At 60.2% G+C, this 26343-nt stretch carries 27 protein-coding genes; 13 read left to right on the forward strand and 14 right to left on the reverse strand.

Going from position 1 to position 26343, the window contains the following annotated elements:
• Nucleotides 1-86 precede the first annotated feature (86 nt).
• From NW812_RS07555 to NW812_RS07595, 9 genes are all read left to right on the forward strand, one after another.
• Nucleotides 87-1511 (forward strand): IctB family putative bicarbonate transporter, encoded by a 1425-nt coding sequence (locus NW812_RS07555; protein ID WP_414395512.1) that lies wholly within the window; start codon nt 87-89, stop codon nt 1509-1511.
• A gap of 65 nt (nt 1512-1576) precedes the next feature.
• Complete coding sequence (locus NW812_RS07560) at nt 1577-1915, forward strand: P-II family nitrogen regulator (protein WP_414395514.1); 339 nt, start codon at nt 1577-1579, stop codon at nt 1913-1915.
• A gap of 119 nt (nt 1916-2034) precedes the next feature.
• Complete coding sequence (locus tag NW812_RS07565) at nt 2035-3441, forward strand: ammonium transporter (protein ID WP_414395516.1); 1407 nt, start codon at nt 2035-2037, stop codon at nt 3439-3441.
• Nucleotides 3442-3539: 98 nt separating this feature from the next.
• The gene (gene ispD / locus NW812_RS07570; protein ID WP_414395518.1) at nt 3540-4247 is read left to right on the forward strand and encodes a 2-C-methyl-D-erythritol 4-phosphate cytidylyltransferase; all 708 of its coding nucleotides are present in this window, start codon (nt 3540-3542) and stop codon (nt 4245-4247) included.
• Between the two features lie 46 nt (nt 4248-4293).
• Complete coding sequence (gene cobM, locus NW812_RS07575; protein WP_414395520.1) at nt 4294-5088, forward strand: precorrin-4 C(11)-methyltransferase; 795 nt, start codon at nt 4294-4296, stop codon at nt 5086-5088.
• A gap of 79 nt (nt 5089-5167) precedes the next feature.
• Nucleotides 5168-6895 carry an ABC transporter permease gene (locus NW812_RS07580; protein ID WP_414395522.1) on the forward strand — a complete coding sequence of 576 codons (1728 nt, stop codon included), beginning with the start codon at nt 5168-5170 and terminating at the stop codon, nt 6893-6895.
• A gap of 13 nt (nt 6896-6908) precedes the next feature.
• Complete coding sequence (locus tag NW812_RS07585) at nt 6909-8237, forward strand: nitrate/sulfonate/bicarbonate ABC transporter ATP-binding protein (RefSeq protein ID WP_414395524.1); 1329 nt, start codon at nt 6909-6911, stop codon at nt 8235-8237.
• A gap of 160 nt (nt 8238-8397) precedes the next feature.
• Complete coding sequence (gene thiC / locus NW812_RS07590; protein ID WP_414395526.1) at nt 8398-9765, forward strand: phosphomethylpyrimidine synthase; 1368 nt, start codon at nt 8398-8400, stop codon at nt 9763-9765.
• Nucleotides 9766-9888: 123 nt separating this feature from the next.
• On the forward strand, nt 9889-10281 hold the full coding sequence (locus NW812_RS07595; RefSeq protein ID WP_414395528.1) for a VOC family protein: 393 nt from the start codon (nt 9889-9891) through the stop codon (nt 10279-10281).
• Between the two features lie 56 nt (nt 10282-10337).
• Here the strand turns inward: NW812_RS07595 and NW812_RS07600 are convergent, their stop codons facing one another.
• The 8 genes from NW812_RS07600 to trpB all read right to left on the reverse strand — a co-directional run bounded on the left by NW812_RS07600 (nt 10338) and on the right by trpB (nt 19877).
• Nucleotides 10338-11750, reverse strand: a complete 1413-nt coding sequence (locus tag NW812_RS07600; RefSeq protein ID WP_414395530.1) for a phosphoglucomutase/phosphomannomutase family protein — start codon at nt 11748-11750, stop codon at nt 10338-10340.
• Between the two features lie 70 nt (nt 11751-11820).
• A complete protein-coding gene (fabD, locus tag NW812_RS07605; RefSeq protein ID WP_414395576.1) occupies nt 11821-12702 on the reverse strand; it encodes an ACP S-malonyltransferase in 882 nt (293 codons plus the stop codon).
• Nucleotides 12703-12719: 17 nt separating this feature from the next.
• Entirely contained in the window at nt 12720-13727 is a 1008-nt protein-coding gene (locus NW812_RS07610) for a beta-ketoacyl-ACP synthase III (protein WP_414395532.1), read from the reverse strand.
• A gap of 5 nt (nt 13728-13732) precedes the next feature.
• A complete protein-coding gene (gene plsX, locus NW812_RS07615) occupies nt 13733-14803 on the reverse strand; it encodes a phosphate acyltransferase PlsX (RefSeq protein WP_414395534.1) in 1071 nt (356 codons plus the stop codon).
• A 376-nt stretch (nt 14804-15179) separates the two neighbouring features.
• Entirely contained in the window at nt 15180-16616 is a 1437-nt protein-coding gene (radA, locus tag NW812_RS07620) for a DNA repair protein RadA (protein ID WP_414395536.1), read from the reverse strand.
• A gap of 12 nt (nt 16617-16628) precedes the next feature.
• Nucleotides 16629-17765, reverse strand: a complete 1137-nt coding sequence (gene aroC, locus NW812_RS07625; protein WP_414395538.1) for a chorismate synthase — start codon at nt 17763-17765, stop codon at nt 16629-16631.
• A gap of 35 nt (nt 17766-17800) precedes the next feature.
• Complete coding sequence (locus NW812_RS07630; RefSeq protein ID WP_414395540.1) at nt 17801-18541, reverse strand: pantothenate kinase; 741 nt, start codon at nt 18539-18541, stop codon at nt 17801-17803.
• Between the two features lie 73 nt (nt 18542-18614).
• Nucleotides 18615-19877, reverse strand: a complete 1263-nt coding sequence (trpB, locus tag NW812_RS07635) for a tryptophan synthase subunit beta (protein WP_414395542.1) — start codon at nt 19875-19877, stop codon at nt 18615-18617.
• Nucleotides 19878-20295: 418 nt separating this feature from the next.
• Here trpB and NW812_RS07640 point away from each other — a divergent pair, with 418 nt between their 5' ends.
• From NW812_RS07640 to NW812_RS07650, 3 genes are read left to right on the forward strand one after another with little or no spacing between them, the layout of a single operon-like run.
• Entirely contained in the window at nt 20296-20580 is a 285-nt protein-coding gene (locus tag NW812_RS07640) for a hypothetical protein (RefSeq protein ID WP_414395544.1), read from the forward strand.
• 49 nt (nt 20581-20629) lie between these two features.
• A complete protein-coding gene (locus NW812_RS07645) occupies nt 20630-21193 on the forward strand; it encodes a helix-turn-helix domain-containing protein (protein WP_414395546.1) in 564 nt (187 codons plus the stop codon).
• Nucleotides 21193-22758 (forward strand): Hsp70 family protein, encoded by a 1566-nt coding sequence (locus NW812_RS07650; RefSeq protein ID WP_414395548.1) that lies wholly within the window; start codon nt 21193-21195, stop codon nt 22756-22758. The genes NW812_RS07645 and NW812_RS07650 overlap by 1 nt, the downstream gene beginning before the upstream one ends.
• Before the next feature lie 275 nt (nt 22759-23033).
• Here NW812_RS07650 and NW812_RS07655 read toward each other — a convergent pair whose 3' ends face one another.
• The 6 genes from NW812_RS07655 to psbE form a co-directional block, all read right to left on the reverse strand.
• Nucleotides 23034-23147, reverse strand: a complete 114-nt coding sequence (locus NW812_RS07655; RefSeq protein ID WP_414395550.1) for a photosystem I reaction center subunit VIII — start codon at nt 23145-23147, stop codon at nt 23034-23036.
• 38 nt (nt 23148-23185) lie between these two features.
• A complete protein-coding gene (locus NW812_RS07660) occupies nt 23186-23656 on the reverse strand; it encodes a photosystem I reaction center protein subunit XI (protein WP_414395552.1) in 471 nt (156 codons plus the stop codon).
• A gap of 488 nt (nt 23657-24144) precedes the next feature.
• Nucleotides 24145-24264 (reverse strand): photosystem II reaction center protein J, encoded by a 120-nt coding sequence (locus NW812_RS07665; protein ID WP_414395554.1) that lies wholly within the window; start codon nt 24262-24264, stop codon nt 24145-24147.
• Between the two features lie 118 nt (nt 24265-24382).
• Nucleotides 24383-24508: a photosystem II reaction center protein L gene (locus NW812_RS07670; protein WP_414395556.1), complete on the reverse strand. Its 126-nt coding sequence runs from the start codon at nt 24506-24508 to the stop codon at nt 24383-24385.
• Nucleotides 24509-24514: 6 nt separating this feature from the next.
• Nucleotides 24515-24664, reverse strand: coding sequence for a cytochrome b559 subunit beta (gene psbF / locus NW812_RS07675; RefSeq protein WP_414395558.1), 150 nt, complete (start codon nt 24662-24664; stop codon nt 24515-24517).
• A 62-nt stretch (nt 24665-24726) separates the two neighbouring features.
• Nucleotides 24727-24972, reverse strand: a complete 246-nt coding sequence (gene psbE, locus NW812_RS07680; RefSeq protein ID WP_414360519.1) for a cytochrome b559 subunit alpha — start codon at nt 24970-24972, stop codon at nt 24727-24729.
• Nucleotides 24973-25139: 167 nt separating this feature from the next.
• Here psbE and aroB point away from each other — a divergent pair, with 167 nt between their 5' ends.
• Complete coding sequence (aroB, locus tag NW812_RS07685) at nt 25140-26264, forward strand: 3-dehydroquinate synthase (RefSeq protein WP_414395577.1); 1125 nt, start codon at nt 25140-25142, stop codon at nt 26262-26264.
• Nucleotides 26265-26343 lie beyond the last annotated feature (79 nt).

The following is a 26343-nucleotide window of genomic DNA, read 5'->3' on the forward strand; positions in this document are numbered from 1 at the left end:
TTTGGCCTTTGGTTTCCTGCCCCTGGCCGTTGGGGATATAGACTTTGGAAAAGAAGAGGAGGCGCCTAGCGGGCAGGAGAAGCGCTGTGGAACAAGCAAGGCAACCGTGGCAAGCTCTGCTGCTGCGGGATTTTCCCATCGAGTCCTGGTGGCAGGGCAGCTTTCTGGGCGGCCTGTTGGGATCCTTAAGAAACTGGGGCCAAGGTAGCTTACTTGTCCAAGCTGGCGACTGGCTTGGCTTGGGGCTGGTGTTGCTCTACTGGGTCTTTTCTGCGCAGAGCTCCACTGGCATCCTGGGGCTAATTTTGCTGGCCATGGCCGCTCTGGTGGGCCTGGGCGCTTTGGTGGAAATGCCGATGGGTCTGCCGCTGCACCTGCCCCTGGGCCTTTTCTGGGGAATTGCTACCTTGGCAACCATTCTCTCCCCGGTTTCCTACGCAGCACGGGAGGGCTGGCTGAAACTGACACTTTACCTAGCCGGCTATTTGTTGTTGCATCGTCTGCTGCGCAAGCCCCAGTTCCGGGATTGGATTGTCGGATCCCTGCTTTTGGTCAGCTTGGCGATGGGGGTCTATGGCCTGCGGCAATACTTTTACGGGGCAGCAGAACTGGCCACCTGGGTAGATCCGGAGTCGGGCTTGGCGGGCCTGACGCGGGTGTACAGCTATCTGCGCAACCCCAATCTGTATGGGGGCTACCTGGTTCCGCTTGTTCCTCTAGGTCTGGCCGCAGTTTTCCTCTGGCCAGGCTGGGGAGTAAAGCTCCTAGTTGGCTTTACAACAGCCGTCAACCTCCTCTGCTTGGTCCTGACCTACAGTCGCGGCGCCTGGATTGGCGGCCTAGCAGCGCTGGGAATGATGGCGGTGCTGCTGGCGCAATGGCATACCCCCCGCCTGCCGGCCCGCTGGCGACGATGGACAGTGCCGACCTTGTTGGGAGGGGGCGCAGCTGCGCTGCTGCTTGCGATCTTGACGGTACGCCCCCTGCGGCTAAGGGTTCGGAGTCTCTTTTGGGGAAGGCTGGATACCAGCAACAATTTTCGTCTCAACGTCTGGGCGGCAGTGTTGGACATGATCCGCGACTTTCCCATCTTGGGGATCGGCCCGGGCAATGTTGCCTTTAGCCGCGTCTATCCCCTCTACCAGCGGGGCAACTTCAGCGCCCTCGGGGCCTATTCCGTGCCGCTGCAACTTACCGTGGAGACTGGCTTTCTTGGATCCCTGGCTTTTGCCTGGTTTTTGCTGGTGCTCTGGGATCACGGCTGGAGATGCTGGAACAGGTTGCTTAGCTCCCGGGATCCCGAGGGCCTGTGGGTGGCCGCAGGCTTAGCGGCTTGCACTGGCATGATGGCCCACGGGCTGGTGGACACCATCTGGTACCGCCCTCAGGTGCAGATGCTGTGGTGGCTGGCGGTGGCTCTCGTTACAGCCAAGCTGGCTTCCTCCAGGACTCAGCCTTCGTCTAATAGTCCCAGAGGGAAGCTCCTCTCGCCGTCACAAGACTGTATCTGAAGTTACAACTTGCGGGGGATAGCGATGCTAAAAGTGAGCCGAGCTATCTGGGGCAGAGAAAGCAAATGAAGAAGATTGAAGCTATCATTCGGCCCTTCAAGCTTGATGAGGTGAAGGTAGCCCTGGTTAATGCCGGAATTGTCGGCATGACCGTAACCGAGGTGCGGGGGTTTGGTCGGCAGAAAGGACAGACTGAGCGCTATCGGGGATCCGAGTACACCGTCGAGTTCCTGCAGAAGCTAAAGGTGGAGATCGTGGTCGAGGATGACCTGGTGGATACGGTGGTGGAGAAGCTAATTGCAGCAGCTCGCACGGGCGAAATTGGGGACGGCAAGATTTTCATCAGCCCCGTCGAGAAAACCATCCGCATCCGCACCGGTGAACTGAACCAAGACGCCCTGTGAAGGAGCTGTTTTTGCAGTCTCTCACCTCAGCCTCATCTTGGCTTTGGAGGTGGCAGGGCGTATCTTTTCGTTGTAATGGCGTTGCCAAAAGTACCGTCTTGCTAGGTGAGTCGAAAAACATGTCTACAATGATGATCCAAAGGCTCAAAGGCCAAGTAGTGCAGCGGCTCTGGCGACCAGCCCAGTGGGGCTTAGCTGCTGCGCTGACGATTTCCCTGGTTTTTCTACTTGGTCAGGAGAGCGCCTTCGCTCAGGATGCCGAAGCTGTCCAGAAAAACGCCGACACCATCTGGACACTGGTGGGGGCAGCCTTAGTGTTCTTCATGCAAGCTGGCTTTGCTATGGTGGAGACGGGCTTTACCCGCTCCAAAAATGCTGCCAACATCATGATGAAAAACCTAATGGACTTCTGCATGGGCTGCTGCGCCTTCTGGTGCATTGGGTTTGGCCTGATGTTTGGCCAGAGTGGCGGCTTCGTCGGCAGGAGCTGGTTTGCTTTTAGCTGGCAGCAAGCCCACGAAGCAGGGGACTGGACTTTTACGTTCTTCGTCTTTCAGATGGTCTTTGCCGCCACCGCTACCACCATCGTTTCCGGGGCCATGGCGGAGCGCACCAAGTTCGTGGCCTACCTCATCTACTCTGTCGTCATCTCTGGGCTGATCTACCCCATCTCGGGGAGCTGGGCCTGGAATGGCCTGTTCGGCGACTACAACGGCGGCACCAAGGGCTGGTTGGAAAACCTGGGCTTTATCGACTTTGCCGGGTCAGGGGTGGTGCACTTGGTGGGAGGCGCTGCCGCATTGGCCGGGGCAATGGTGGTTGGCCCTCGCATTGGCAAGTATGGCCCTGACGGGGAGCCGCGGGCAATTCCTGGGCACAACCTGCCCCTGGGGATGCTGGGGGTGTTCATCCTCACCTTGGGTTGGATTGGATTCAACGCTGGCTCGACCACTGCTGCCAGCCCTGATGTTGGCTGGATCGCTATGAACACGCTGCTGGCAGCTTCGGCAGGAGCCATTGGCGCGATGATCACCTGCTGGGTGCATTTTGGCAAGCCAGACATGACCTTTGCCGCTAACGGGGTACTGGCCGGCTTGGTAGGGATCACCGCTCCTTGCAACACCGTCCACCCGCTGGGAGCTTTGATCATTGGGTCGGTTGCCGGGATTCTGGTGGTGATCTCGGTGGTGATCTTGGATACGGTGCTGAAAGTTGACGACCCGGTGGGCGCCATTTCAGTACACGGTACCTGTGGCATCTGGGGGCTGTTGGCGGCAGGGATCCCTTGGTTTGCCCATGCCGAGTCAGGAGTGACCTGGGCGCAATTTGGGGTGCAGGTCGTGGGGGCTCTAGCCTATTTCTTCTGGCCCTTTATCACCTGCTTGATCCTGTTTTTGATCCTCAAGGCAACCGTTGGCCTGCGCACCAGTGCCGAAGAGGAGCTGGCCGGCTTGGATGTGGGCGAGCACGGTAACGTGGCCTACCCGGATTTTGTCAGCGCTGCAGCCAACTTGGAGCAGTCTTGAGGCGGGGCCGAGGGTTGCTGTGCCGGCAATCCTGAAGGGGGCCAAGCGGGCCCCCCCTTACTTTAAACTGGAAAGCGGCTGGATGTTCTTGCAGCTTCATGCACCTCTTGATCCCGGCGGCCGGCAGTGGCAAGCGGATGGGGGCGACAGTCAACAAGCTGCTGTTGCCGCTTTTGGGCCGGCCAATTTTGGCTTGGACGCTGGAAGCTGCCGCTCGGGCCTGCTCCATTGAGTGGATTGGCATTCTCTGCCAGCCCCCCGACTGGCCAGCCATCGAGGCCATCGTAGCGGCAGTTGCTCCGGCCAAGCCAGTACAGCTGCTGGTGGGAGGAGCCACGCGGCAGGAGTCGGTTTACAGGGGAGTTGAGTATCTCTATAGCCTGGGAACGGTAGAACGGGTGCTGATCCACGATGGGGCCCGCTGCCTGGCTACGCCGGCGCTCTTTGATCGCTGCAGCGCTGCCCTACAGCAAGTGGATGGCTTGATTGCGGCGATCCCTGTCAAAGACACGATTAAAGTGACCGAGAGCGGCCCCAAGGGGATCCAAATCCAAGCGACGCCAGAGCGCAGTCGACTGTGGGCAGCGCAAACGCCCCAGGGCTTTCGCCTGCCGTTGCTGTGGCAAGCCCATCGGGAGGCCCTGGCCCAAGGTTGGCAGGTAACTGATGATGCGGCTCTATTCGAGAAGCTGGGTTGGCCGGTTTACATCGTGGAAGGGGAGGAGTCCAATCTCAAGCTGACCACTCCCTTGGATATGCTGCTGGCAGCCCAAATCCTCCAGCAGCGTCTCGTTCCAGCCTCCTAGCTCCTACTGTTAGGAGGCACGCTGCGAGAGTAAAGAAAGAGAGTCAATGCCCAAGTCACCTTCGCCCTACTGGCCTGTTTACATTGTTGGCGCTGGCCCCGGGGATCCAGAGCTCATAACCCTGCGCGGCCAGAGAGTCCTCTCGCAAGCAGATGTAGTCTTCTACGCCGGATCTTTGGTGCCAGAGGGAATGCTGGCCCACTGTCGCCCTGGGGTTGAGGCCATCGACACGCGCTCCCTTACCCTAGAGACGTTGCTGCCGCAAATTGTGGAACGGGTCAAGGCAGGGCTGCGGGTGGTGCGGCTGCAGGATGGGGATCCCTGTCTTTACGGCGCTCTACACGAGCTGCTGGTTCGGTTGGCTGAGGCAGGGATCCCCTTTGAGATCGTGCCAGGGGTGAGCGCCTTTCAGCTAGCAGCGGCTCGTTTAGGGGTAGAGCTGACGGTGCCGGAAGTGGTGCAGACCATCATCCTCACCCGTGCCAGCGGTCGAACGCGCGTGCCGGAAGCAGAAGCTTTAGCCAGTCTAGCGGCTCACCGCGCCTCTTTGTGTCTGTACCTGAGCGCTCGCCACGTGGAACAGGCCCAGGCGGATCTCCTAGCCCACTATCCCGCCGATACCCCCGTTGCCATTTGCTACCGTTTGGGGTGGCCGGACGAGCAGATCTGGCTGGGATCCCTGGCGGAGATGGCTGCCCTTAGCCGGCAAGCTGGCCTAGAGCGCACGGTGCTCTATCTCATCAGCCCAGTGCTGCGGGGTCTGGCAGGAGGTGGCTTGGCTCGCTCGCGGCTCTACAGCCCTGACCACGCCCACCTCTTCCGCCCCAAGCTTCGCCACTAGACTCCCAGTCAGGTAGCTTCCCGCTCTGGCTAGGCGGGAAGGTGTACACTGGGTGCTGGCGTAGGCTGCCTCGAGGGAGATGCGGACTTTTCCTTCGCCGGAGGTGCTTCGACGGCTGCCAGCAGGGGCTGCCGATGGAGCCATCATTCTCGGCACGTTGGTTCTCCTGGCGGTAGTGGCCCAGGTGGGGGCAGGGGCTTTTGAGCAGTTTCAGCCGCCAGCCGTGGTGCCCCGAATCGACTTGGATCCGCGCAAGCTGCCCTACTATGCCGCCCGCTCCACCTTGCGCATGTTCATTGCCCTCGCCTTCTCCACTCTTTTCACCCTGATCTACGGGTACGTGGCTGCGAAAAGTCGCTGGGCAGAGCGAATTTTGATCCCCTTGCTAGACATCCTGCAATCAGTGCCGGTGTTGGGGTTCCTCTCCATTACTGTCACTGGCTTCATTGCCCTTTTTCCTGGCAGCTTGCTGGGACTGGAGGCGGCTTCTATCTTTGCCATCTTCACCAGCCAGGTCTGGAACATGACCTTTTCCTTCTACCAGTCCCTGCGCACTTTGCCGCAAGAGCTCGTGGAAGCTGCTACCCTGTATCGTCTCTCAGGCTGGCAGCGCTTTACCCAGTTGGAGCTGCCGGCGGCAATGGTCGGTCTCATCTGGAACGCCATGATGAGCTTTGGCGGGGGGTGGTTCTTTGTGGCCGCTAGCGAGGCCATTAGCGTGCTCAACCAGGAGTATACGCTGCCGGGCCTGGGATCCTACGTGGAAGCCGCCATTCAAGCCGAGGACTTGCCCAAGCTGGGGTGGGCGATCCTAACCATGGCAGTGGTGATCCTGCTGGTGGATCAGCTCTTCTGGCGGCCTCTGGTTGCTTGGTCAGACAAGTTTCGCCTGGAACAGAGCGCTGGGGCGGCTGTGCCGGAGTCCTGGCTGTATGATCTGCTCACCACCGCCCGGATCCCGCGGCTCATTGGCAGGGGGTTTTCCCCTTTGGCAGAGGGGGTGGATCGGCTGTTGGCTTACCTGACCCGCCCCCGCTGGGGAGATCCCCTCAGCCCCGAGGCTGAGCGGCGCCGTGAGCGGCTATTGACCCGGCTCTCCTGGTTGGCTATTGGCGGCCTTGGGGTTTGGATTGTCTATTTCGTATCCACCACCGTCGGCTTTGGGGAGGTGATGCTAGTCTTTGGCCTGGGGATCCTCACGCTGCTGCGGGTTAGCGTGCTCTTGGCTTTAGCCACTGTGGTCTGGACGCCAATTGGGGTGGCCATTGGCTTTAATCCACGCCTAGCGAAGCTGCTGCAGCCAGTGGTGCAGTTTCTAGCAGCTTTTCCGGCCAATTTTCTTTTTCCCTTTGCCACATTGCTTTTCATCCGCGCCCAGATCAGCATTGAGTGGGGCAGCATTTTGCTGATGTCTCTGGGAGCGCAGTGGTACATTCTCTTCAACTCCATTGCCGGCGCCCAGAGCATCCCCACCGATTTGCGAGAAATGGCTATGAATTTGGGTCTGCGGGGATGGAAGCTCTGGCAAAAGCTGATCATCCCAGGGATCTTCTCCGCCTGGGTCACTGGAGGAATAACAGCTAGCGGCGGTGCTTGGAATGCCAGCATTGTCTCCGAGATCGTAACCTGGGGAGCGACAACTCTAAAAGCTACGGGCCTAGGCACCTACATTGCCGAAGCAACCGCAGGGGGAGATTGGCCCCGCATTACCTTGGGCATTGGCATGATGAGTCTGTTTGTGGTAGGCATCAATCGCCTCTTCTGGCGGCGGTTGTATCAATTGGCAGAGGAAAAATATCACCTTTAGTCTTTATCAATCTATGAGCTCGGCAACTTCCCCTGTTTTGATTAAGGTTGAGAACGTCTACAAGCGCTTTCCTTTGCCCGAGGGCAAGGGAGAGTTTACAGTCTTAAGCCAGATTGATTTGGAGGTGCGGGCAGGGGAAGTCTTGGCCCTGCTGGGGCGCAGCGGCAGCGGCAAGAGTACCCTGCTGCGCATCATGGCAGGCTTGATCCCCCCTAGCCAAGGGCAGGTGTGGAGCAATGGCCGACCCCTGCGCGGCCCCAACCCCGACGTGGCCATGGTGTTTCAAAGCTTTGCCCTTCTGCCGTGGCTGACAGTACAAGAAAATGTGGAGCTGGGGCTAAAAGCGCAAGGGATCCCGCGCGAGATCCGGCGGCAAAAGGCTCTCAAGGCCATCGACCTGGTGGGGCTGGATGGATTTGAGAATGCCTACCCCAAGGAACTCTCGGGGGGCATGAAGCAGCGAGTGGGCTTTGCCCGCGCCTTTGTCTTGGAGCCGAAGGTGCTTTTCATGGACGAGCCCTTCAGCGCCCTGGACGTGCTGACAGCGGAGAACCTGCGGGGGGAGATCGACGAGCTGTGGAACACCCACGCCTTCCCTTCCCAGAGCATTCTCATCGTGACCCACAACATCGAAGAGGCGGTGTTTTTGGCGGATCGGGTAGTGATCCTGGGCTCCAAGCCAGGGCGGATCCGGGGAGAGGTGAAAATCGACCTGCCGCGACCCCATGAACGTACGGATCCCCGATTTAAGTCCCTGGTGGACTACATCTACGAGATCATGACCAATCCGGAGATCCCGGTAACCAGTGAGGTGGCTGTCCCCAGGGCCCCCTCCCCCTACGCCTTGCCTCTACCCCACGCGCGGGTGGGCGGCATCAGCGGTCTGCTGGAGCTCATTGTGGAATGGCCGCAGGCACGGGTGGAAATTGCCGAGCTGGCTGAACGGCTGCAACTGGCCGTAGACGACCTGCTGCCGATTCTGGATGCAGCAGTGCTGTTGGGCTTTGCCGAGGTAACCGGCAGGGTGGTCCAACTCACCGAGATTGGCCAAGACTTTGCCAACACCACCATCCTGCGCAGCAAGGATCTCTTCCGGCAACAGCTACTGGCACGGGTGCCCGTGTTCCGCAGCATCCTGCAGACTCTGGAAGAAAAAAACAGCCGCTCCATGCGGGCGGACTTCTTCTTGGATCTCTGGGACGAGCATTTCCCGCATGAAGAGGCCGAGCGGCAGTTTGCCACCGCCATTGACTGGGGCCGCTATGCAGAGCTCTTTGAATACGATGCCTCAGAAGACCGACTCTACCTGCCGGAGCCAAGCGAGAGTTCCTCTGCGCAATAGCCCGTTGGCCTCAACGTTCCCTCTGAGCCTTTGTTAGATTTCGGAAAGTCCCAAAATTCGGTGATAGGATCACAGCACGCTAGAGGTATCTGGGGGCTCCCCTCCTCAGAACCTGATCTGATTCGTACCAGCGTAGGCAAGCAAGCACCGGAGTTAGGCCATGCGCAGCGAATGGGTGGCCCGCCGTCGTGGGCAAGCAAACGTTACTCAGATGCACTATGCCCGCCAGGGCATCATTACCGAAGAGATGGAGTATGTGGCTCGCCGGGAGCAGCTGCCCCCGGAACTTATCCGCTCGGAAGTAGCTCGGGGTCGCATGATCATCCCCGCCAACATCAACCACACCAACCTCGAGCCGATGTGCATTGGGATTGCTTCCCGCTGCAAAGTCAACGTCAACATCGGCGCTTCCCCCACCTCTTCCAGCTTGGCTGAGGAACTGGAAAAGCTAAAGTTGGCCATCAAATACGGCGCCGACACGGTTATGGATCTGTCTACCGGCGGCGGCAATTTGGATGAAATTCGCACGGCCATTATCCAAGCCTCGCCAATTCCTGTCGGCACGGTACCTATCTACCAAGCTCTAGAAAGCGTCCATGGCAATGTCGAAAAGCTTTCAGAAGAGGATATTTTGCACATTATCGAAAAGCAGGCTCAGCAAGGGGTGGACTACATGACCATCCATGCTGGGATCCTCATTCAACATTTGCCGCTGGTGCGCAACCGGCTAACGGGCATTGTTTCTCGCGGCGGCGGGATCCTAGCCCGTTGGATGTTGGTCCACCACAAGCAAAATCCGCTTTATACCCGCTTCCGCGACATCATCGAGATCTTCAAGAAATACGACGTTTCCTTTAGCCTGGGCGATGCCCTGCGACCGGGATGCTTGCACGATGCCTCTGACGAGGCCCAGATGGCCGAGCTAAAAACCCTGGGCCAGTTGACCCGCATGGCCTGGGAACACGATGTGCAGGTGATGGTGGAAGGGCCAGGGCACGTGCCGATGGATCAAATTGAGTTTAACGTGCGCAAGCAAATGGAGGAATGCGACGAGGCTCCCTTCTACGTCTTGGGACCTTTGGTTACTGATATTGCTGCTGGCTACGACCACATCAGCTCTGCTATTGGGGCGGCCTTGGCCGGTTGGTATGGGGCGGCAATGCTTTGCTACGTCACCCCCAAAGAACACTTGGGTTTACCCAATGCAGAGGACGTGCGCAATGGCCTCATTGCCTACAAAATTGCTGCTCATGCTGCGGATATTGCCCGCCATCGGCCTGGGGCCAGGGATCGCGACGATGAGATGGCTAGAGCCCGCTATAACTTTGATTGGAATCGACAATTTGAGTTGTCCCTAGATCCAGAGCGAGCTCGCGAATACCACGACGAGACCTTGCCGGCAGATATCTACAAAACGGCAGAGTTTTGCTCGATGTGCGGGCCTAAGTTCTGCCCCATGCAAACCAAGATGGATGCAGAGGCCTTAGACGAACTAGAGCGCTTCTTGGCCAAGCAGCCAATGGGATAAGCGCCGGTTGTCTGCATAGGAGCAAGGTTAGCTCTGTATCACACAAAGTTCCCCGTTCCTGGGGAGAAGGGGATCCCCTGCGCAGGCTATGCTGGGCTATAGGGATTGAGCAGGGAGGAGGATATGGCACTTAGGCAACTGGGACATGTTGCCATCCGTGTCGGAGACGTCTCCAAAGCGGTAGAGTTCTACGAAAAGTTGGGGATGGTCAATGTCTGGAAGGATCCCGACTGGGCCTACATGAAAGCTGGGGACGACGGGCTGGCGCTGTTGGGTCCAGGCTACCGGGCGGCAGGGCCCCACTTTGGCTTTGTCTTCAGCACTAGGGAGGAGCTGGAGGAGCACCATCGGCGCCTGCAAGCAGAGGGGATCCCGGTGGGCGAGATCCACACCCACCGAGACGGTACCGCCTCCTTCTATGGCAAGGATCCCGATGGCAACCTGTTTGAATTTGTCTACGAGCCGCCAGGCACTTTTGACCGAGCCAAAGCCAAGACAACAGAAGCAACTTCTTAAAACAGTGGCGCGAACTCTGAGCCACTATTGCGCAGAAGTAGAGATGGTGGGAGGCCTCAGTTTTCTCCCACCTTTTTGCTGAGCAGCCCAGCCGCCCAATCCAAAAGATGGTTCACTGCTTCCGCGGTTTGGGCTTCCGCATACAGCCGCAGCAGAGGCTCAGTGCCGCTGCCGCGGATCATCACCCAACTGCCGTCGGCAAGCGTAAACTTGTGGCCGTCTTTGTCGAAATGCTTGATCACCTTCTGTCCCAAAATCTCAGACGGGGGATCCCTCTGCAGCCGTTGGAATAGCTGGGTTTGTTGACTTTGACCCCCTAGGGGCAGGTCGCGGCGCTGGTAAACCGAGCTAAACCCCTCTCGTTCCTGCAAAGCTCTGTAGAGGGCGCTCAGGTCTTGCCCGGTTTCGGTAACGGCTTCGATCAAGTACAGCGCCGAAAGCAGGGCATCCCGCTCGGGGATGTGGCCCAGGTAGCCAATGCCACCCGATTCCTCTCCCCCCAACAACACCTGGGTGCTCAGCATGCGCTCGGCAATGTACTTGAAGCCCACGGGTGTTTCCGTAACCGGCAGGCCATAGCGCCCGGCCACCTTGACAAACAGCTCCGAGCCACTGAGGGTTTTGACGACTTCCCCCCGCAGCCCGCGCCGCCCTGCCAAGTGGTCGATGAGGATGGGGATGAGCACCTGGGGGCTGAGAAAATGGCCTTGTCCGTCGAGGGCAGCAATGCGGTCGGCGTCGCCATCGAAGACCAAGCCGATTTTCAAGGGGGCAGGATCGGCGGCAATGAGCTGGGCAGAAGCCTGCAGGTTTTGCGGCAGCGGCTCCGGTGAGACTCCGCCAAACAAGGGATCCCGCCGCGCCTGCAATTCAATCACCTTCTCCCCCAGCAGCCGCTTGAGGCCACCGGCGCCGGAACCAAACATGACATCCACCCAGATCTTGGCTGGGGAGCTTCTAAGCTTTTCTAGATCCACAAAGCGACTAAGCTGAGCCAGGTAGCCGGGCCAGGGATCCCAGGTGTGAATAGGGGCGCGGGTGGATCCCAGGGTCTGCAGGCTGCCCAGCTCCTGCTCAATGGCAGCGGTGACCTCCGGGGGCACAGAGCCGCCAAAGCCACCTTTGACCTTAAGGCCGGAATAGTGGGGCGGGTTGTGGCTGGCGGTAATTACCAGGGCGCCATGGCAGCCCTGCTCTTTGGCTCCCCAACTAAAGGCCGGCGTTGGGGCCGCACAGGCGGAGAGGTAGACGGGGATCCCCAGTCGAGCCACCACCTCAGCTGCGTGGGCCGCAAAGCGTTCAGAGAGAAAACGGTTGTCGTAGCCAATGAGGATCCCTTCGCCAGGATAGGTGCGGGCCAACACCTGGGCGCTGGCTTGGGCGGCAAGGGCCAAGTTCTGAAACGTAAAGCCCTCGGCAATGACTGCTCGCCAGCCGTCGGTGCCAAAGCGAATGGAGTTGGCCGCCATGGTTGCCCCCAAGCCCCCCTCGACTACACATAGCACGGAAGTAGCCGCCTCTATCCCAACGCTTTGGGCTCTAGCTGCCCGCTGGGTAGTCGCTGAGGCTGCTGATGTTGCGCCGTCGCAAGCTGGGCGCTGTCCGCTTCACCAGGCCCGTCAGCACGTTGCCAGGGCCAATTTCCCACACCTCTTGAACGCCGTCGGCAGCCATCTGCAGCACCGTTTCTCGCCACCGCACAGGGGCTGTCATCTGGGCCAGCAGCGCCTGTTTGAGGGCCTGGGGATCGCGGCTGGCCGTGGCGGTGCAATTGCTATAGACCGGCACCCGGGGTTTCTGAAACTCAACTTCCCGCAACCGGTGGGCAAACTTTTCTGCTGCTGCCTGCATAAAAGGGGAGTGGAAGGCGCCGCTGACTTTGAGGGGAACGGTGCGCTTGGCCTGCAACTGCTCACAGACAGCCTGCACCCCCTCCACCGAGCCGCTGATTACCACCTGCTCCGGGCTGTTGTCGTTGGCAATGGTAACGTTGGGGGTCATCTGGCAGAGGTGCTCCAGCTTGGTGCGATCAAACCCAATCACCGCTGCCATGCTGCCAGGGGGATCCCCTGCCCGCTCCATCAGTTGGCCTCGTAGGCTCACCAGCCGCAGGCCGGTTTCAAAATCAAACACTCCAGCGGCATAGAGGGCACTGTACTCCCCCAGGCTGTGGCCAGCAGTGCAGCCAGGCGTCTGGCCCTGGGCATAGAGGTAGTCACTCAAGAGGGCCGACACGGTAAACAAGGCCGGCTGCGTATAGCGGGTCTGGTGGATCTGCTCTTCGGAAAGGGCCAAGGGATCCCACCCCAGCACCTCCCGCGCCAAAGCCAACTTCTGGGCAGCTCCTGGCCAGTCTTGGAGATCCCTTCCCATGCCCACCACTTGGGATCCCTGGCCAGGATAGATCCAGGCAATGGTCATCACCACCCCTCCCGAGCTCATCGGCCCCAGCGAAAGACAATGGCTCCCCAGGTGAGGCCAGCGCCAAAGCCCGCCATCACCCCCAGATCCCCATGGCCAAACCGCCCTTGACCAATCCATTCGGCTAGAGCAATGGGGATCGAGGCGCCGGAGGTGTTGCCGTAGCGCTCCAGGACGCTGGCCACTTGCTGCGTCTGCAGCTGCAAGCGCTTGGCCACGGCATCGAGGATGCGCTGGTTGGCCTGGTGGATGAAGTAGCCCTGGACTGCCTCGGCTGGAATCCCAGCCTGAAGGAGGGCTTTCTCGATAACCTCTGGCACCGCCTGGACGGCAAACTTATAGACCTCGCGGCCGTTCATGACGATGGGGCAACAGCGGTACTGCCCCACCCGCAGGGATCCCACCAGGGGCTTAGCTTCGGTGGCCATGGCCAAGCTAAGTAGCTCGCTGCCCTTGCCATCGCTGCGCAGCTCAATGCTGAGGATCCCATCGGCTCCCACCTCTCCCACTTCCAGCACCACTGCCCCCGCTCCATCCCCAAACAAAACGCAGGTGGCGCGGTCTGTCCAGTCGACGGCGCGAGAGAGCACATCGGCTGCCACCACCAGCGCCCGCCGGTACAGCCCAGTTTGCAGAAACTGGGCCGCTGTGGCCACCGCAAACACAAACCCCGTACAAGCTGCCGTTAGGTCAAAGGCCACTGCCCGACTTGCCCCCAGGGCTGCCTGCACCCGCGGGGCCGAGCCAAAGCGATCGACAGCGGTGGAAGTGGCTAGCAGAAGTAAGTCGAGCTCCTGCGGCAGGATCCCAGCTTGATCCAGAGCAGCTCTTGCCGCCTGGGCCGCCAGATCCACTACACTCAGCTCCGGGGGCAGAATGCGCCGCTGGCGAATGCCGGTGCGAGGCCAAATCCACTCATCAGAAGTGGCAACAATCTGGCTCAGGTCATCGTTGCTCAGGCAGGGATCCGGAAGGGCAGCCCCTACCCCCACAAGGTGTACGCTGGGGAGGCGGTTGTTGGGCATGGGCCCTACCCTTCCCCTCGCTCCAGGGATCCCAACGGCAAGGGACCGGAGGTGTTCCCAGGGCGCTGCTCGGTGCTGGCTTCAGGTTCGCGAGGGTCAACCATTTCCGCCTGCAGTCGCTGCAAGACTTTCTGCTCTGCCGCCTCTTTGGCTAGACGAATGGCGTGGTACACCATTGGCGCCTTGGAGCTGCCGTGGGTAATGACGCAGATGCCGTTAACCCCCAGCAGCAAGGCGCCCCCATACTCCACGTAGTCCATGCGCCGCTTTACCTGCTGGAGGTTAGGCTGGAGCAGCCAGCAACCCAGCTTGCCGCGCCAGCCCCGGGGCAGCTCTTCCCGCAGCACCTGAGTGATCACCTGGCCGACGCTCTCAGCAAACTTGAGCAGGGCGTTGCCGACAAAGCCGTCGCAGACCACCACGTCAAAGTCCCCGGTCAACACGTCTCGCCCCTCCGCATTGCCGGCAAAGTGGATCCCTGGCAACTGGGCCAGGCGCTGGTGGGTGGCTAGGGCTAGATCGTTGCCCTTGTTGGGTTCCTCGCCGATGTTGAGCAGGCCGACCCGCGGCTTCTCAATCCCCAGGACGCACTGGCAGTAGAGGGATCCCATGCGGGCAAACTGTTCCAAAAAGCGTGGCCGGCAGTCCACGTTGGCACCCACATCCAGCAACAGCACCGGCTTTCCCTTGAGGGTAGGCAAAAGGGCAGCGATGGCTGGGCGGTCAATCCCTGCCAAGCGACCCAAGTGGAGATAAGCGGCCGCCATTGCTGCACCCGTGTTGCCGGCAGCTACCACTGCATCCGCCTGCCCAGCGCGCACCTGCTGCATGCAAACATTGATGGAGGCTTTCGGCTTTCTGCGCACCGCCAGAGGCTCTTCGGCCATGCCCACCTCTTCCTCGGCAGGCACAAGGGTAACCTTAGGCGGCAGGGGCCGGGGTAAAAAAGGCTCGAGGGCCTCTAGCCGACCTACCAGCGCAATCTCCAATTGCAGCTGCTGCTGGGCCAGTAGGGCACCCTTGACAATCTCGGCGGGAGCGTAGTCGCCCCCCATGGCATCAACCGCAATGCGCACGAGTTGACCTCACCCTGCAACCCTTCTAGTCAGCCGACCTTGCGGATCGCCGCTCTCTAGATCCCGTCAGCCGCAAGGGGCTACCGAATTCTACCAAAAAACTGGATCCAAAGCCCTGCCCCCTGGCCACCTGCCCCAGGGCGGCTTTGCCCCCTACAGCGATAGGGCAGTCACCCACATGCCGCTAGCGCGGAGCCTCTTGGTCAGATTTCCTAGGAAGAGCAGCTATCGCTCTGCCCCTAGGCGTTCACGCTGGAGACGATGAGGTCCACCACGAAGAGAAACAGGGCTACCAGCGCTATAGCTCGATCCCTCGCCAACGCTAATAGTGTGCCCGCCTGCCCAGGGATCCGGTTGCCGTTCGTAAACCCCCATTCTAGGACGTTCTCCCATAGCTGGCTTCAGCAACAAGGCAAGGTGGGGCTTCGGACTCGGAGCTAGGCAGAGCTACCAGCAAAGCCTCCAGCAGCCGCTGCACTCGGCTCAGGCGCAGGCCCGCATCGGCCAAGACGGGGCTGTTGGGGATGATGGCGTGGCGGAAGCCCAGCTTGCTCGCTTCCTTGAGGCGCTGCTCCAACTGGGCCACCGGGCGCACCTGCCCCCCTAACCCCACCTCCCCAATCAAGACCGTGAAGGGATCCACCTGGCGATCCCGGAAGCTAGCGGCCACCGCCACGGCCACCCCCAAGTCGGTAGCGGGCTCGGACACCTGGATGCCCCCGGCGGAGGCGACGTAGGCATCGTACTTGGAAAGCGGGATCCCTACCCGTTTTTCCAGCACTGCCAAGATCTGTAGGAAGCGGTTGAGCTCGATGCCCGTAGCAGTGCGGCGGGGGGAGCTGTAGCTGGTGGGGCTGACTAGGGCTTGCACCTCTACCACCAAGGGGCGAGTGCCCTCCCAGGCGACGATAGTAGCTGTTCCCGGCGTAACCTGATCCCGACTGCTTAAAAAAAGCTGCGAGGGATTGTCCACCTCCACCAAGCCAGAGGCAGTCATCTCGAAAACGCCAATTTCCTGAGCTGCCCCAAAGCGATTTTTGACGGCGCGCAACAGGCGGTGGCTCTGGAAGCGATCCCCCTCAAAGTACAAAACTGTATCCACCAGGTGCTCCAACACCTTGGGCCCGGCCAGGGATCCATCCTTGGTTACATGGCCAACGATGAGCAGGGCCACCCCCAGCTTCTTGGCCACTCGCATCAACAGGCCGGCGCATTCCCGCACCTGGGAAACGGATCCCGGCGCTGAGCTGAGCTGCCCCCAGAAGATGGCCTGAATGCTGTCGATGATCGCCACCTGCGGCTGTAGGGCCTGGATCTCGGCCACAATGGCCTCCAGCTCGGTCTCGGCCAAGAGGTAGAGCTGCTCGCTTTCTACCCCCAGCCGCTCGGCGCGCAGCTTGATCTGTTGGGCTGACTCCTCCCCCGACACATACAGGGTGGGCTTGTGCTTGGCTAGATGCGCGGCAGTCTGCAGCAGGAGGGTGCTCTTGCCAATGCCTGGCTCCCCGCCGATGAGCACCAGGGATCCCGGCACAATGCCACCCCCCAGCACCCGATCAAACTCGCCAAGGCCGGAGGAAAGGCGAGGGTGGCGATCCGAGCACACCTGGGTGATGGGGAGGGCTAACTGGGGGATCCCGTTGGTGCGGCTAGGCGGGGGAACAAGACGCTGCAGGGGCCTAGACTTGGGGGAGGGGGTGACGACTACCTCCGTCAGCGTGTTCCAGGCGCCACAGTTGTCGCAGCGGCCAAAAAACTTAGGATAGCGCTCGCCGCACTGGCTGCACTCCCAGACGGTTTTGGTCTTGGCCATGGCTGGCAACTCCTAGCCTTGGGAAGCGGCGGTGACAGGAAGGGGCACCTCCGGCAAGACCAGGGATCCGCACTGGGCGTGGTGGCGCAGCAGATGGTCGCAGAGAACTATGGCTACCATCGCCTCCACCATCGGCACTGCCCGCGGCAAGACACAGGGATCGTGGCGTCCCCGCGCCGCCAAGACAGTCTCCCGGCCGTCGAGGGTAACGGTGTTTTGGGGCTGGCGAATGGTGGCAGTGGGCTTGAAGGCCACCCGGAGGACGATGTCTTCGCCATTGCTAATGCCCCCTTGGATGCCGCCGGAGCGGTTGCTGCGGGTGCGCCAGCCGCTGGGAGTCATGTAAAACTCGTCGTTGTGCTGCTTGCCGGTCAGGTAGGTGCCGGCAAATCCCGACCCAATCTCAAACCCCTTGCTGGCGGGCAGGGACATCACCGCCTTGGCCAGGTCGGCTTCCAATTTGTCAAACACCGGGCAGCCCAGGCCGCGGGGCACATGGCGGGCCACGCACTCCACCACTCCCCCCAGGGAATCCCCTTCCCGTGCTGCTGCTTCAATTTTCTGGATCATGGCCGCCGCTGCTTGTGGGTCGGGGCAGCGGACAATGTTGGCTTCCACCTGCTCGGCTGTTACTGAGCTGGGATCCACCTGGGCCTCCACGTCTTTGACCCGTTGCACGTAGGCCAGGATCTCCACCCCTGCCGCCAGGCGCAGGATCTTCTTGGCAATGGCTCCGGCAGCCACCCGGCCAATGGTCTCCCGCGCTGAGGCCCGTCCTCCCCCCTGCCAGTTGCGGATGCCGTACTTGGCCTGGTAGGTAGCATCGGCATGGGAAGGGCGAAAGGTGGTGGCCATTTCGCTGTAGTCCTGGGGGCGGGCGTCCTGGTTGCGCACCAGGATGTGGATGGGCGTGCCCAGGGTAAAGCCCTGAAAAACGCCGGAGAGGATCTCGCAGCGATCGGCTTCCTGGCGGGGAGTTGTGATGTGGCTCTGGCCGGGACGGCGCCGATCCAGCTCTGCCTGAATGTCGGCCTCGCTCAGGGGCAGCCGCGGTGGGCAGCCGTCCACCACCACCCCCACCGCCCCACCGTGGGACTCCCCGTAGGTGGTGACAGAAAACAGGACGCCGAAGGTGTTGCCGTTGGCCATGGGATCCCGTTGAAAATCCCCCTGTGCTGATAGCTTTATTCTGCCCTAGGCAACTGCTGGGCGGCGCGGTGCAACTGACGGCAGCTGGCAATTCCCCACAACACCAGGTGAGGATCCCAGCGCAGCTCTGGGTCGAGGGGGCGCAGGTGGAGGTAGAGCAGCTTGCCATCGCCGCCGGTCAGCAGCAGCGGGCCTTGGGGAAAGCGGCAGCGCCAGTCGGCAAGGAACTCCCGCAATCCCGCTAGCAGCGTATGAAGGATGCCGCTGTGGATGGCGGCCACGGTGTCCCTGGCCCAGCGGGGGGGCAAGGGATCTGCCGGATCCCACTGCACTTTGGGCAGTCGGGCGGTGTGGTCGGCCAAGGCTTGCGCCTGCAGCCCTAGGCCAGGTAGGATTGCCCCTCCCACCAGGGATCCCTCAGGGTCAGCTCCCGTCAGGGTTAAAGCAGTGCCGGCGTCGATGACCAAACAGGGCCAGCCGTAGCGGATCCCAGCGGCCCACAGAGCTAGTGCCCGATCCAGCCCCAGGCTTGGGTAGGGATCCCGCAGCGGCACCTGGGAGAGTTCAAGGCAATGCACCCAAGGAGATGCCGGCGGCAAAGGGGCAGAGCCGACAGCAGCTAGCCACAGCTCCGTCTCTTCTGGCCAGGCCAAGGGCTGGTGGGTGGGAAACTGCTCTACTTTGATTAGGGTCTCTCCGGCAAACCAGCCCCAGCGCACGTGGGTGTTGCCCAGCACGGCAGCCAGCCACAAGTCTGCTTGGGCCTTAGAACTCATGCAACGGCTCTGCTTCATTTGCCCGGCAAGCTGCCATTTTCGGCAGGCGCCTTGAGTTCCTCTAGGCGAGACCCTAGGCTAGGCTGCGCCCCCGCTGCTGCAAGTACTTGAAAACGGTGTTCAAATCTTTGTCGCCCCGCCCAGAGCAATTGACCACTACCCGCTGCTGGGGGCCAAGTTGAGGGGCTAGGGTCTTCAGGTAGGCCAGGGCGTGGGCCGTCTCTAGGGCGGGGATGATTCCCTCCAGGCGCGACAGCAATAGCAGCGCCTCCACCGCCTCGTCGTCGGTAACTGCGTAGTACTCAGCCCGCCCAATCTCCTTTAAGTAGCTGTGCTCCGGCCCCACACCGGGGTAATCCAAGCCAGCGCTGATGGAGTGGGCCTCCTGCACCTGGCCCTCTTCATCTTGCAGCAGGTAGCTCATGGCTCCGTGCAAGACCCCAATGCGACCGCGGCTAAGAGTAGCAGCGTGGCGGGAGGTGTGCAAGCCCTCCCCGGCAGCTTCGATGCCGATAAGCCGCACCTGGGGATCCTGAACAAACTCGTTGAACAACCCCAGGGCATTGGAGCCGCCGCCTACACAGGCCAGCAGCACGTCCGGCAGGCCTCCCCATTTCTCTTGACACTGCTGTCGCGTCTCCTGGCCGATGATATCGTGAAAGGTCCGCACCAGCTTCGGGTAGGGGTGGGGTCCGGCCACCGTGCCAATGACGTAGTGGGTGGTCTCCACGTTGGTTACCCAGTCGCGGATGGCCTCGGAGAGGGCGTCTTTGAGGGTGGCTGTGCCTGATTCGACCCCCCTTACCTCAGCGCCCAGCAGGCGCATCCGCTGCACATTGGGGGCCTGCCGCTCCATGTCCACTGCCCCCATGTAGATGACGCATTCCAACCCAAAACGAGCACACACCGTTGCCGTGGCCACCCCATGCTGGCCAGCGCCAGTCTCGGCAATGATCCTTCGCTTGCCCATGCGCACCGCCAGCAGCACTTGGCCAAGGGCGTTGTTGATCTTGTGGGCGCCGGTGTGGTTGAGATCCTCCCGCTTCAGGTAGATCTGGGGGCCGCCGTAGTGCTCGGTAAGCCGCTGGGCAAAGTAAAGGGGACTGGGCCGCCCGACAAAGTCCCGCAGTAGGCTGTGAAACTCGGCGCGAAAGTCGGGATCCCGCCAATGCCGCTCAAAGGCTTCCTCCAGCTCTGTGAGGGCACTCATCAGGGTTTCCGGCACAAACCGGCCCCCAAACGGCCCAAACCGGCCCTGCGGATCCGGACGCACCCTCGGGTCAAGGGGATCCAAAGCAGCAGGATGGGCAGCAGTAGCTGGGGAAGTCGGGGTCATGGCAGAGGGTTAGCAGGAGTTTGGCAGCCGGCAATAGGAGATAAACTTCCCCAATTCTACAGAACTCTCAGGAAGGAGATGGGCCGACCTCTTTGTAGGGAAAAGATTTCCGGAGTCCTCGGATTTTGGTTTTGGGCGCAGCCTTCTCCAAGAGCAGCCTACACTTAGGGGTATGGAGAGGGCTACCGTTCGCGTTAGCGGGACGGAGTCCTTGTTAAGAAGATCTGCCGCGTGCCTAGCCTGTCTGCTTGCCGGGCTCAGCTTGGTGAGGGAATCTCAGCCCAGTTAGGTTTTCAACCCTACATCAATGCCCGCTTTGGCTACCGCATCGACTACCCGGCAGACTTTATCCCCCAAGGGGAAGCTGACAACAGCGACGGCCAGGTATTTATCGGGAATCGGGAGCTGAGCTGCGCGTTTGGGGCGGCTACAACGTCTTTCAAGCAACGCCTGCCAGCGCCTTGCAAGAAGAGCTGCGCCGCAGCCGATCATCCGACGCCGGGTTACCTACCAAGTTGCCGGTCGGGATTTCTTTGTGATCTCTGGCTACGAACCAGACGGTCAGCGGATTTTTTACCTCAAGAAGCTTGTCCGACCTTCCCTGCAAGCCGGCTTTGAATTCGTGTACCCGGCCAACCGGCGCGAGCGCTACGACCGGGATGTGGAAGCTATAAGCCGTTCCCTGAGCCTTGTGGATCCCTGAGCCCAAACCCAAGTTGCGGCATGATCGTAGGGATCCCTGGCAAAATTCAATGGCCGAGAGACCGCTGGACAATTGGCTGCAGGAACGCATGCGGGCCGTTGGCCTCTCCTCGTGGCGGGCCTTGCAAGCACGGGCAGGGATCAGCCGCCGTGCCCTCAACCAAGTGCGCCAGGGGAAGTGGGGATCCCTGCGTCTGGAGCAACTACAAAAGCTGGCTGCCGCCCTGCAGTGGGATTTGGGATTCCTGCTGCGCCTAAACGGACATGACAAAATGGGATTCACCGAACCACCGGAAGTCCTCTTCTCCCTGCTGCAGCCGCTGCTTACTAGCTACCCCACCGTTCGCGAAATCGCCCGCCGCAAGCCCGATTGGCCGGCCCAAAACGTAACGGCTCTCTTTCGCTCCTTGGATGCCCTGCTGCAGCACTGGGGGTATGAGCCCATCGGCAGCCCTCTTGAATCTGTCCCCTTCGACCCGCAACTGCACCAGCCAGATCAGCCGGGCATTCGGCCAGGGGATCCCGTCTACATCCGCTTTGTTGGCTATCGCCGGGGAGACTATATCCTCTGCCCTGCCAAAGTCAGCCGCTCTCTGCCCGGAGGACTGAGCTGATGGCACCTGTCTCCAAAGCGACGCTAGCCATTGACTTTGGGACCAGCAATACGGTGGTGGCAGTTTGGGATCCCGTCCAAGCAGCGCCCCGCCTGCTCAGCTTTCCCGGTCTTTCCCGGCAGGAGCAAGCCCACTCGGCCATTCCCAGCTTGGTCTATGTGAAGGGCAAAAACCAGCTCCTCGTAGGGGAAACCGTGCGCGCCGGTCGTTGGGGAGCGGTGGATCCGCAGCGGCTGTTTCAGGGCTTCAAGCGGGAGTTGGTGGCAGAGTTTGTGCCTCCGCCGCGAGTTCTGGATGGGGAGCGCTACGACGCTGAGAGGGTGGCCCAGGCTTTTTTGCAGGCGGTGATGGAAGCTGTCCAGAAGGAGGGCCTGCAGCCGCAACAGGTGGTGTTTACAGCCCCTGTCGGCTCCTTTGAGCGCTACTTGAACTGGCTGCGGAGGGTGGCCGGCGCCTGTGGCTGGGATCCCATTCAAATCGTGGACGAGGCCACTGCCGCTGCCCTGGGCTATGCGGTCGGCCAGCCGGGATCCGTGGTGCTAGTGGTGGATTTCGGCGGCGGCACCTTGGATCTCAGCCTAGTGCGCACCCTGGCCCCCCAGGCAGGTAACTCCGTTCTCAAGGCGGAGGTGATTGCCAAAGCCGATGCCTACGTAGGCGGGGTGGACATCGACATCTGGATTGCCGAATACCTGCTGGGGCAACTGGGGTTGAGCCGACAGCAGCTTGGGGCCCTGAGCTGGATTACGCTTTTGGAACAGGCAGAGCAGCTCAAGATTGCCCTTTCCACTCAGCCCGAGGCCGTGAGCAGTTGGTTTGACGACGAGGCCCTAACCGCCTATGAGCTGCGCTTGGATCGGCAGGCGCTGGAGGAGATTTTAGAAGCCCACCAGCTCTTGGATCAAATCCGCCAGTGCCTAGACGATGTCCTCCTCACCGCCCAGGCAAGGGGGTTGGCCAAAAGCCAAATTGAGCAAGTGCTTCTGGTGGGAGGGAGCTCCCAACTGCCGGCAGTCCAGGAGCTGCTCCGCTCCTACTTCGGCAAAAAGAAAGTCCGCTGCGAACGCCCCTTCGATGCCGTGGCCCTGGGCGCCCTGCAGGTAGGCTGCCAGGTGAAGCTGGAGGATCGCCTCCACCACAGCTACGCCATCCGTCTCTGGGATCCCTTGCAAAAAAGCTATATCTACTACCCTTTGTTCGAGCGGGGCAGCCCCTACCCCTGCCGACGCTCCGAGCCCTTGATCTTGCAGGTGGCCAACGACGGCCAGACCGAAGTTCGCCTCGATGTGGGGGAAGTGGCCCAAGTGGCCCAAGCCGAGGTGGTTTACGACGAGCTGGGGCGCATGAGCAGCCGCCAACTTACCCGGCAAACCGATTTCCGATCCCTGACCCCTGGTACTGAGCCAGCTTGCCTGGCCCGCCTGCAGCCCCCTGGGCGAGTCGGGGAAGACCGCCTGCGGGTAGAATTTGCCATCGACGCCTCGCGACGCCTGCTAGCCACCATTATCGACTTGCAGACTCAGCAGCCTTTGGTAGAAGCTCAGCCCGTAGCCACCTTGAGTTAGAGGATTCTACCTGGCCTGGACTTGCCTGGGTTTCCTGGTGAGCCAGCGGTGGGACCGCCAGCGCCGCCAAGGCCGCCCAGGAAACGGGTATTGTAACCTTGCTTTTTGGCTTGGTTAGGACGATGGTGTTGAGAACCCAGTTTTAGCTTTTGGCCTTCTACCAGCAGCAACTTTTCCATGGTGAAACAGCCGTTTTGCCAAAGTCCACCCTCCTGCCAAAAAGGGAGGGATCCCTGGATAAGGGATCCCTCTTCCAAGACCCACCGAGACTAGAGTTAGTCGCGCTCAACGTACAGAAAGAGCACAGCCATGGCTACTGCCGGCAGCAGCCAACCAACAATGGGGATGAAAATCCAAGGAAGATAAGCGGCAGCGTAAGAACCGGTCATAGTCTTGCTCCCCTCCAGTGCCTTGACAAGCTTGACAACTAATTCACCAGTCCTCGGAAGATGGCATCGATCCCGGCAAAGTTCTCCAAAAGGAAGTAGGCAGCAAAGGCACCACCCATACCCCCTAGGAAGAACCCCGCTGTTAGATCCCCCCAGCCGCGGGCTGTGGACAAAGGATTAGCTCCTGGCGTTTCTGGCTTGTTTCCAAAGGTAACGCTGCCATAGGCCGACATACAGGCGGTTCCCAACAGCACAATGGCCATTGCCGTAACCAGTCCGCCCAAATTGGCTGCCCCAGGATAATCGCGCAGCGGGCCTAGAAGAATCTCCGGCCCCACCAGGAAGTAGCCGTGGGCCAAGCCAATCTCCAGCCCCCGCAGCAGAGGAGAGAGGCCGCGGCGGTTAATGGCAAGATTGTTGATAAACAGACGGGTGACAGGAGAATCGCTAATGGGCGTTGAAAGATGCCCCTCGCAGGGATCGTCATTGAAGGTGCGAACGTAATCCATGTCCGAAGATCCTGCCTGGAATTTTGGGATTCATTCTACGGGGCCTCAGCTCTCCTCCTAGCAGCCGCCGTCCGGATCGTTAAAAAAGTTCATGCTCGCTTAACAGAGATATAGACCCTCATCAAGGGATCCGTTTTTGCCTGCGCCTCCCCAGTCCTTGACTTTTTCCTAGGCAAACAGCTTTTCCCAGCACCACTGCCCCCCAGGTGTTTCTAAGATCCTGCAAAAAAACCTAGCTGAAGTGCAGCTAGGTCAAAAGAATACGGCTCCTACCGCGAGATCCTCCCCTCCATAAATCAAGCCAAGGGGCACCCCAAAATAGAGGTACGCAAAGGTTGACTCTTGCGCCCTGGTCTAACGACGCCGTGCCACCCCACTGGATAAGACAGGACGGCGAGCTGCGCCGCACGGCCACTCTTCCCCTTCACGCGAGGTAGAACGAAACAGAGCGAGGATTACTGCTCCTCGCCCTCCCCTACTTCTCTAAACTACACCGGCGATCCAAGACCGGTATAGGAGCCGTAGAAGAAGAGTCCAACCACCGTAATCACCCCCAACCCAACAACCACAGCCACTATCCATAGGGGGATCCTTGCTTGACTGGTCATAGCAACTGGCCTCCAAAAGAACCGAAAGGAGATTACACCCCTAACTTCCAGCAAAAATGAGTTTGCACTGCTCCCTGCAGTCCTTCCTCAACTGTTAGAAGTAGGGATGACCCTCGCTTCAGTTGAGAAAGTAGCTAGAAAACAACAGGCCAAGCACAAACACCAACAACAAGCCCAGGTATAGGGAGGTGCGGTTTAGCTCTACCGGCTGGGTATTAGGGTTCTTTTCAGGTTGATCAGCCATAGGGGTTCACCGTTGAATAAACTGCATTGCCGCAATGGCTCCCAGAAAGAAAACAGTTGGGATGGCCAAAGTATGCACTGCCAGCCAGCGGACAGTAAAAACAGGGTAAAAAACAGGCTCGTCAGCATCAGGTTTAGTAACTGGTTTAGTTGCCATCGCTCAGACCTTGCCTCTTTTACAAACTGTAACAGTTGCGAAGTTGCTGCCCTCACCCCGTTCTAGCGCGTCAACCTCTCCAGCTGCTCAAGAGCGTTGAAGCGGTCGCTTACAATGGGCAACTCCTGACGCTCTGCGGTGAAATACTCATTGGGGCGCGGCGTGCCAAAAATATCATAGGCTAGGCCCGTGCTCACAAAAAGCCAGCCTGCCAAAAACAAGGCGGGAATGGTCAGGGCGTGAATGACCCAGTAGCGGACACTGGTAATAATGTCAACAAAAGGTCGTTCTCCGGTGTTGCCAGCCATGAAACTCCTCCCTGCGGTAGGGGCAAAAGCGCTTTTTGAACTTTTTGAGGCTATACCTCAATCATAAGGACTTCGAGGCACAACTACAAGTTAAAGCCGGATCCCGTCCTAACCTGCAGGTGGGAGAAGGTGAAGTAACAGAGCGTGCCACCCTGGATTCCCCGCCCATGGATCCCTGTCTGATTCCTGTCAAGCTTCCCCACGGCTCCTACGACATCGTCATCCAATCTCCAGAAGGCCCTAGGGGCCACAACCTCATCCACTTGGGATCGCAGATGCGAGCCAGAGGACTTGCCGGCAAGGCGCTGGTGGTGAGCCATCCGGGCATTGCCAAGCACTTTGCCGAAAAGTTGATGCAGGGCCTGCAACAAGCAGGATTTGCTGCCCATCTTTTTCTTTTGCCTGCTGGCGAGCGCTACAAAACCCTGCGCTCGGTGGCCAGGATCTACGACGCCGCCTTGAGCTTTGGCCTGGAGCGCTCTTCCACCCTTATTGCCCTGGGAGGCGGGGTCATCGGGGATATGGTTGGGTTTGCCGCCGCCACTTGGCTGCGCGGGATCCCTTGGGTGCAGGTGCCCACTTCGCTTTTGGCCATGGTGGATGCGGCCATTGGCGGCAAGACCGGCGTCAACCATCCTGGCGGGAAAAATCTCATTGGGGCCTTCTACCAGCCGCGCCTGGTGTGGATGGATCCAACGGTGTTGCAGACCCTGCCCCGGCGGGAGTTTACCTCTGCCCTGGCCGAAGTGATCAAATACGGTGTCATCCAGGCCGCCGACCTGTTTGAGTTTTTGGAAGAGCAGCCCAGGCTAGGCCGCTACACCGATTTTGCCCCCTCAGACTTGCACTATCTGCTGCGGCGCTGTGCCGAGTGCAAAGCCTGGGTGGTGCAGCAGGACGAACGCGAAGGGGGCTTGCGGGCCATCCTCAACTACGGCCATACCCTTGGCCATGCCCTAGAAACCGTTACCGGCTACCGCCGCTATCTGCACGGAGAAGCTGTCGCCATCGGCATGGTAGCTGCCGGGGAGATTGCCCGTCGCTTAGGCTGGTGGAGTGCCACCGAAGCCGAACGGCAGCGGCACCTGATCGAGAGGGCAGGGCTGCCCAGCCACTGGCCTGCCGGGATCCCTTGGGAGGCTGTCTTGCAGGTCATGCAGGCCGACAAAAAAGTTAAACAAGGACGGATCCGCTTTGTCTTGCCGCGCCGGATTGGCCAAGCGGAGCTGACCGATCAAGTTGAGCTAGCCGATGTGCAGGCTGCTCTGGCTTCGATGACGGAAACCTCTTGAAGCGCTCTGAAAGACTTATACAACGCTGGACAAAAGCGGACTTTTGCTCCAGGTTGACGCTTTCTTCCTGCTTCCACGA

The sequence above is a fragment of the Synechococcus sp. O70.2 genome, assembly GCF_047462135.1.
Classification (GTDB): domain Bacteria; phylum Cyanobacteriota; class Cyanobacteriia; order Thermostichales; family Thermostichaceae; genus Thermostichus.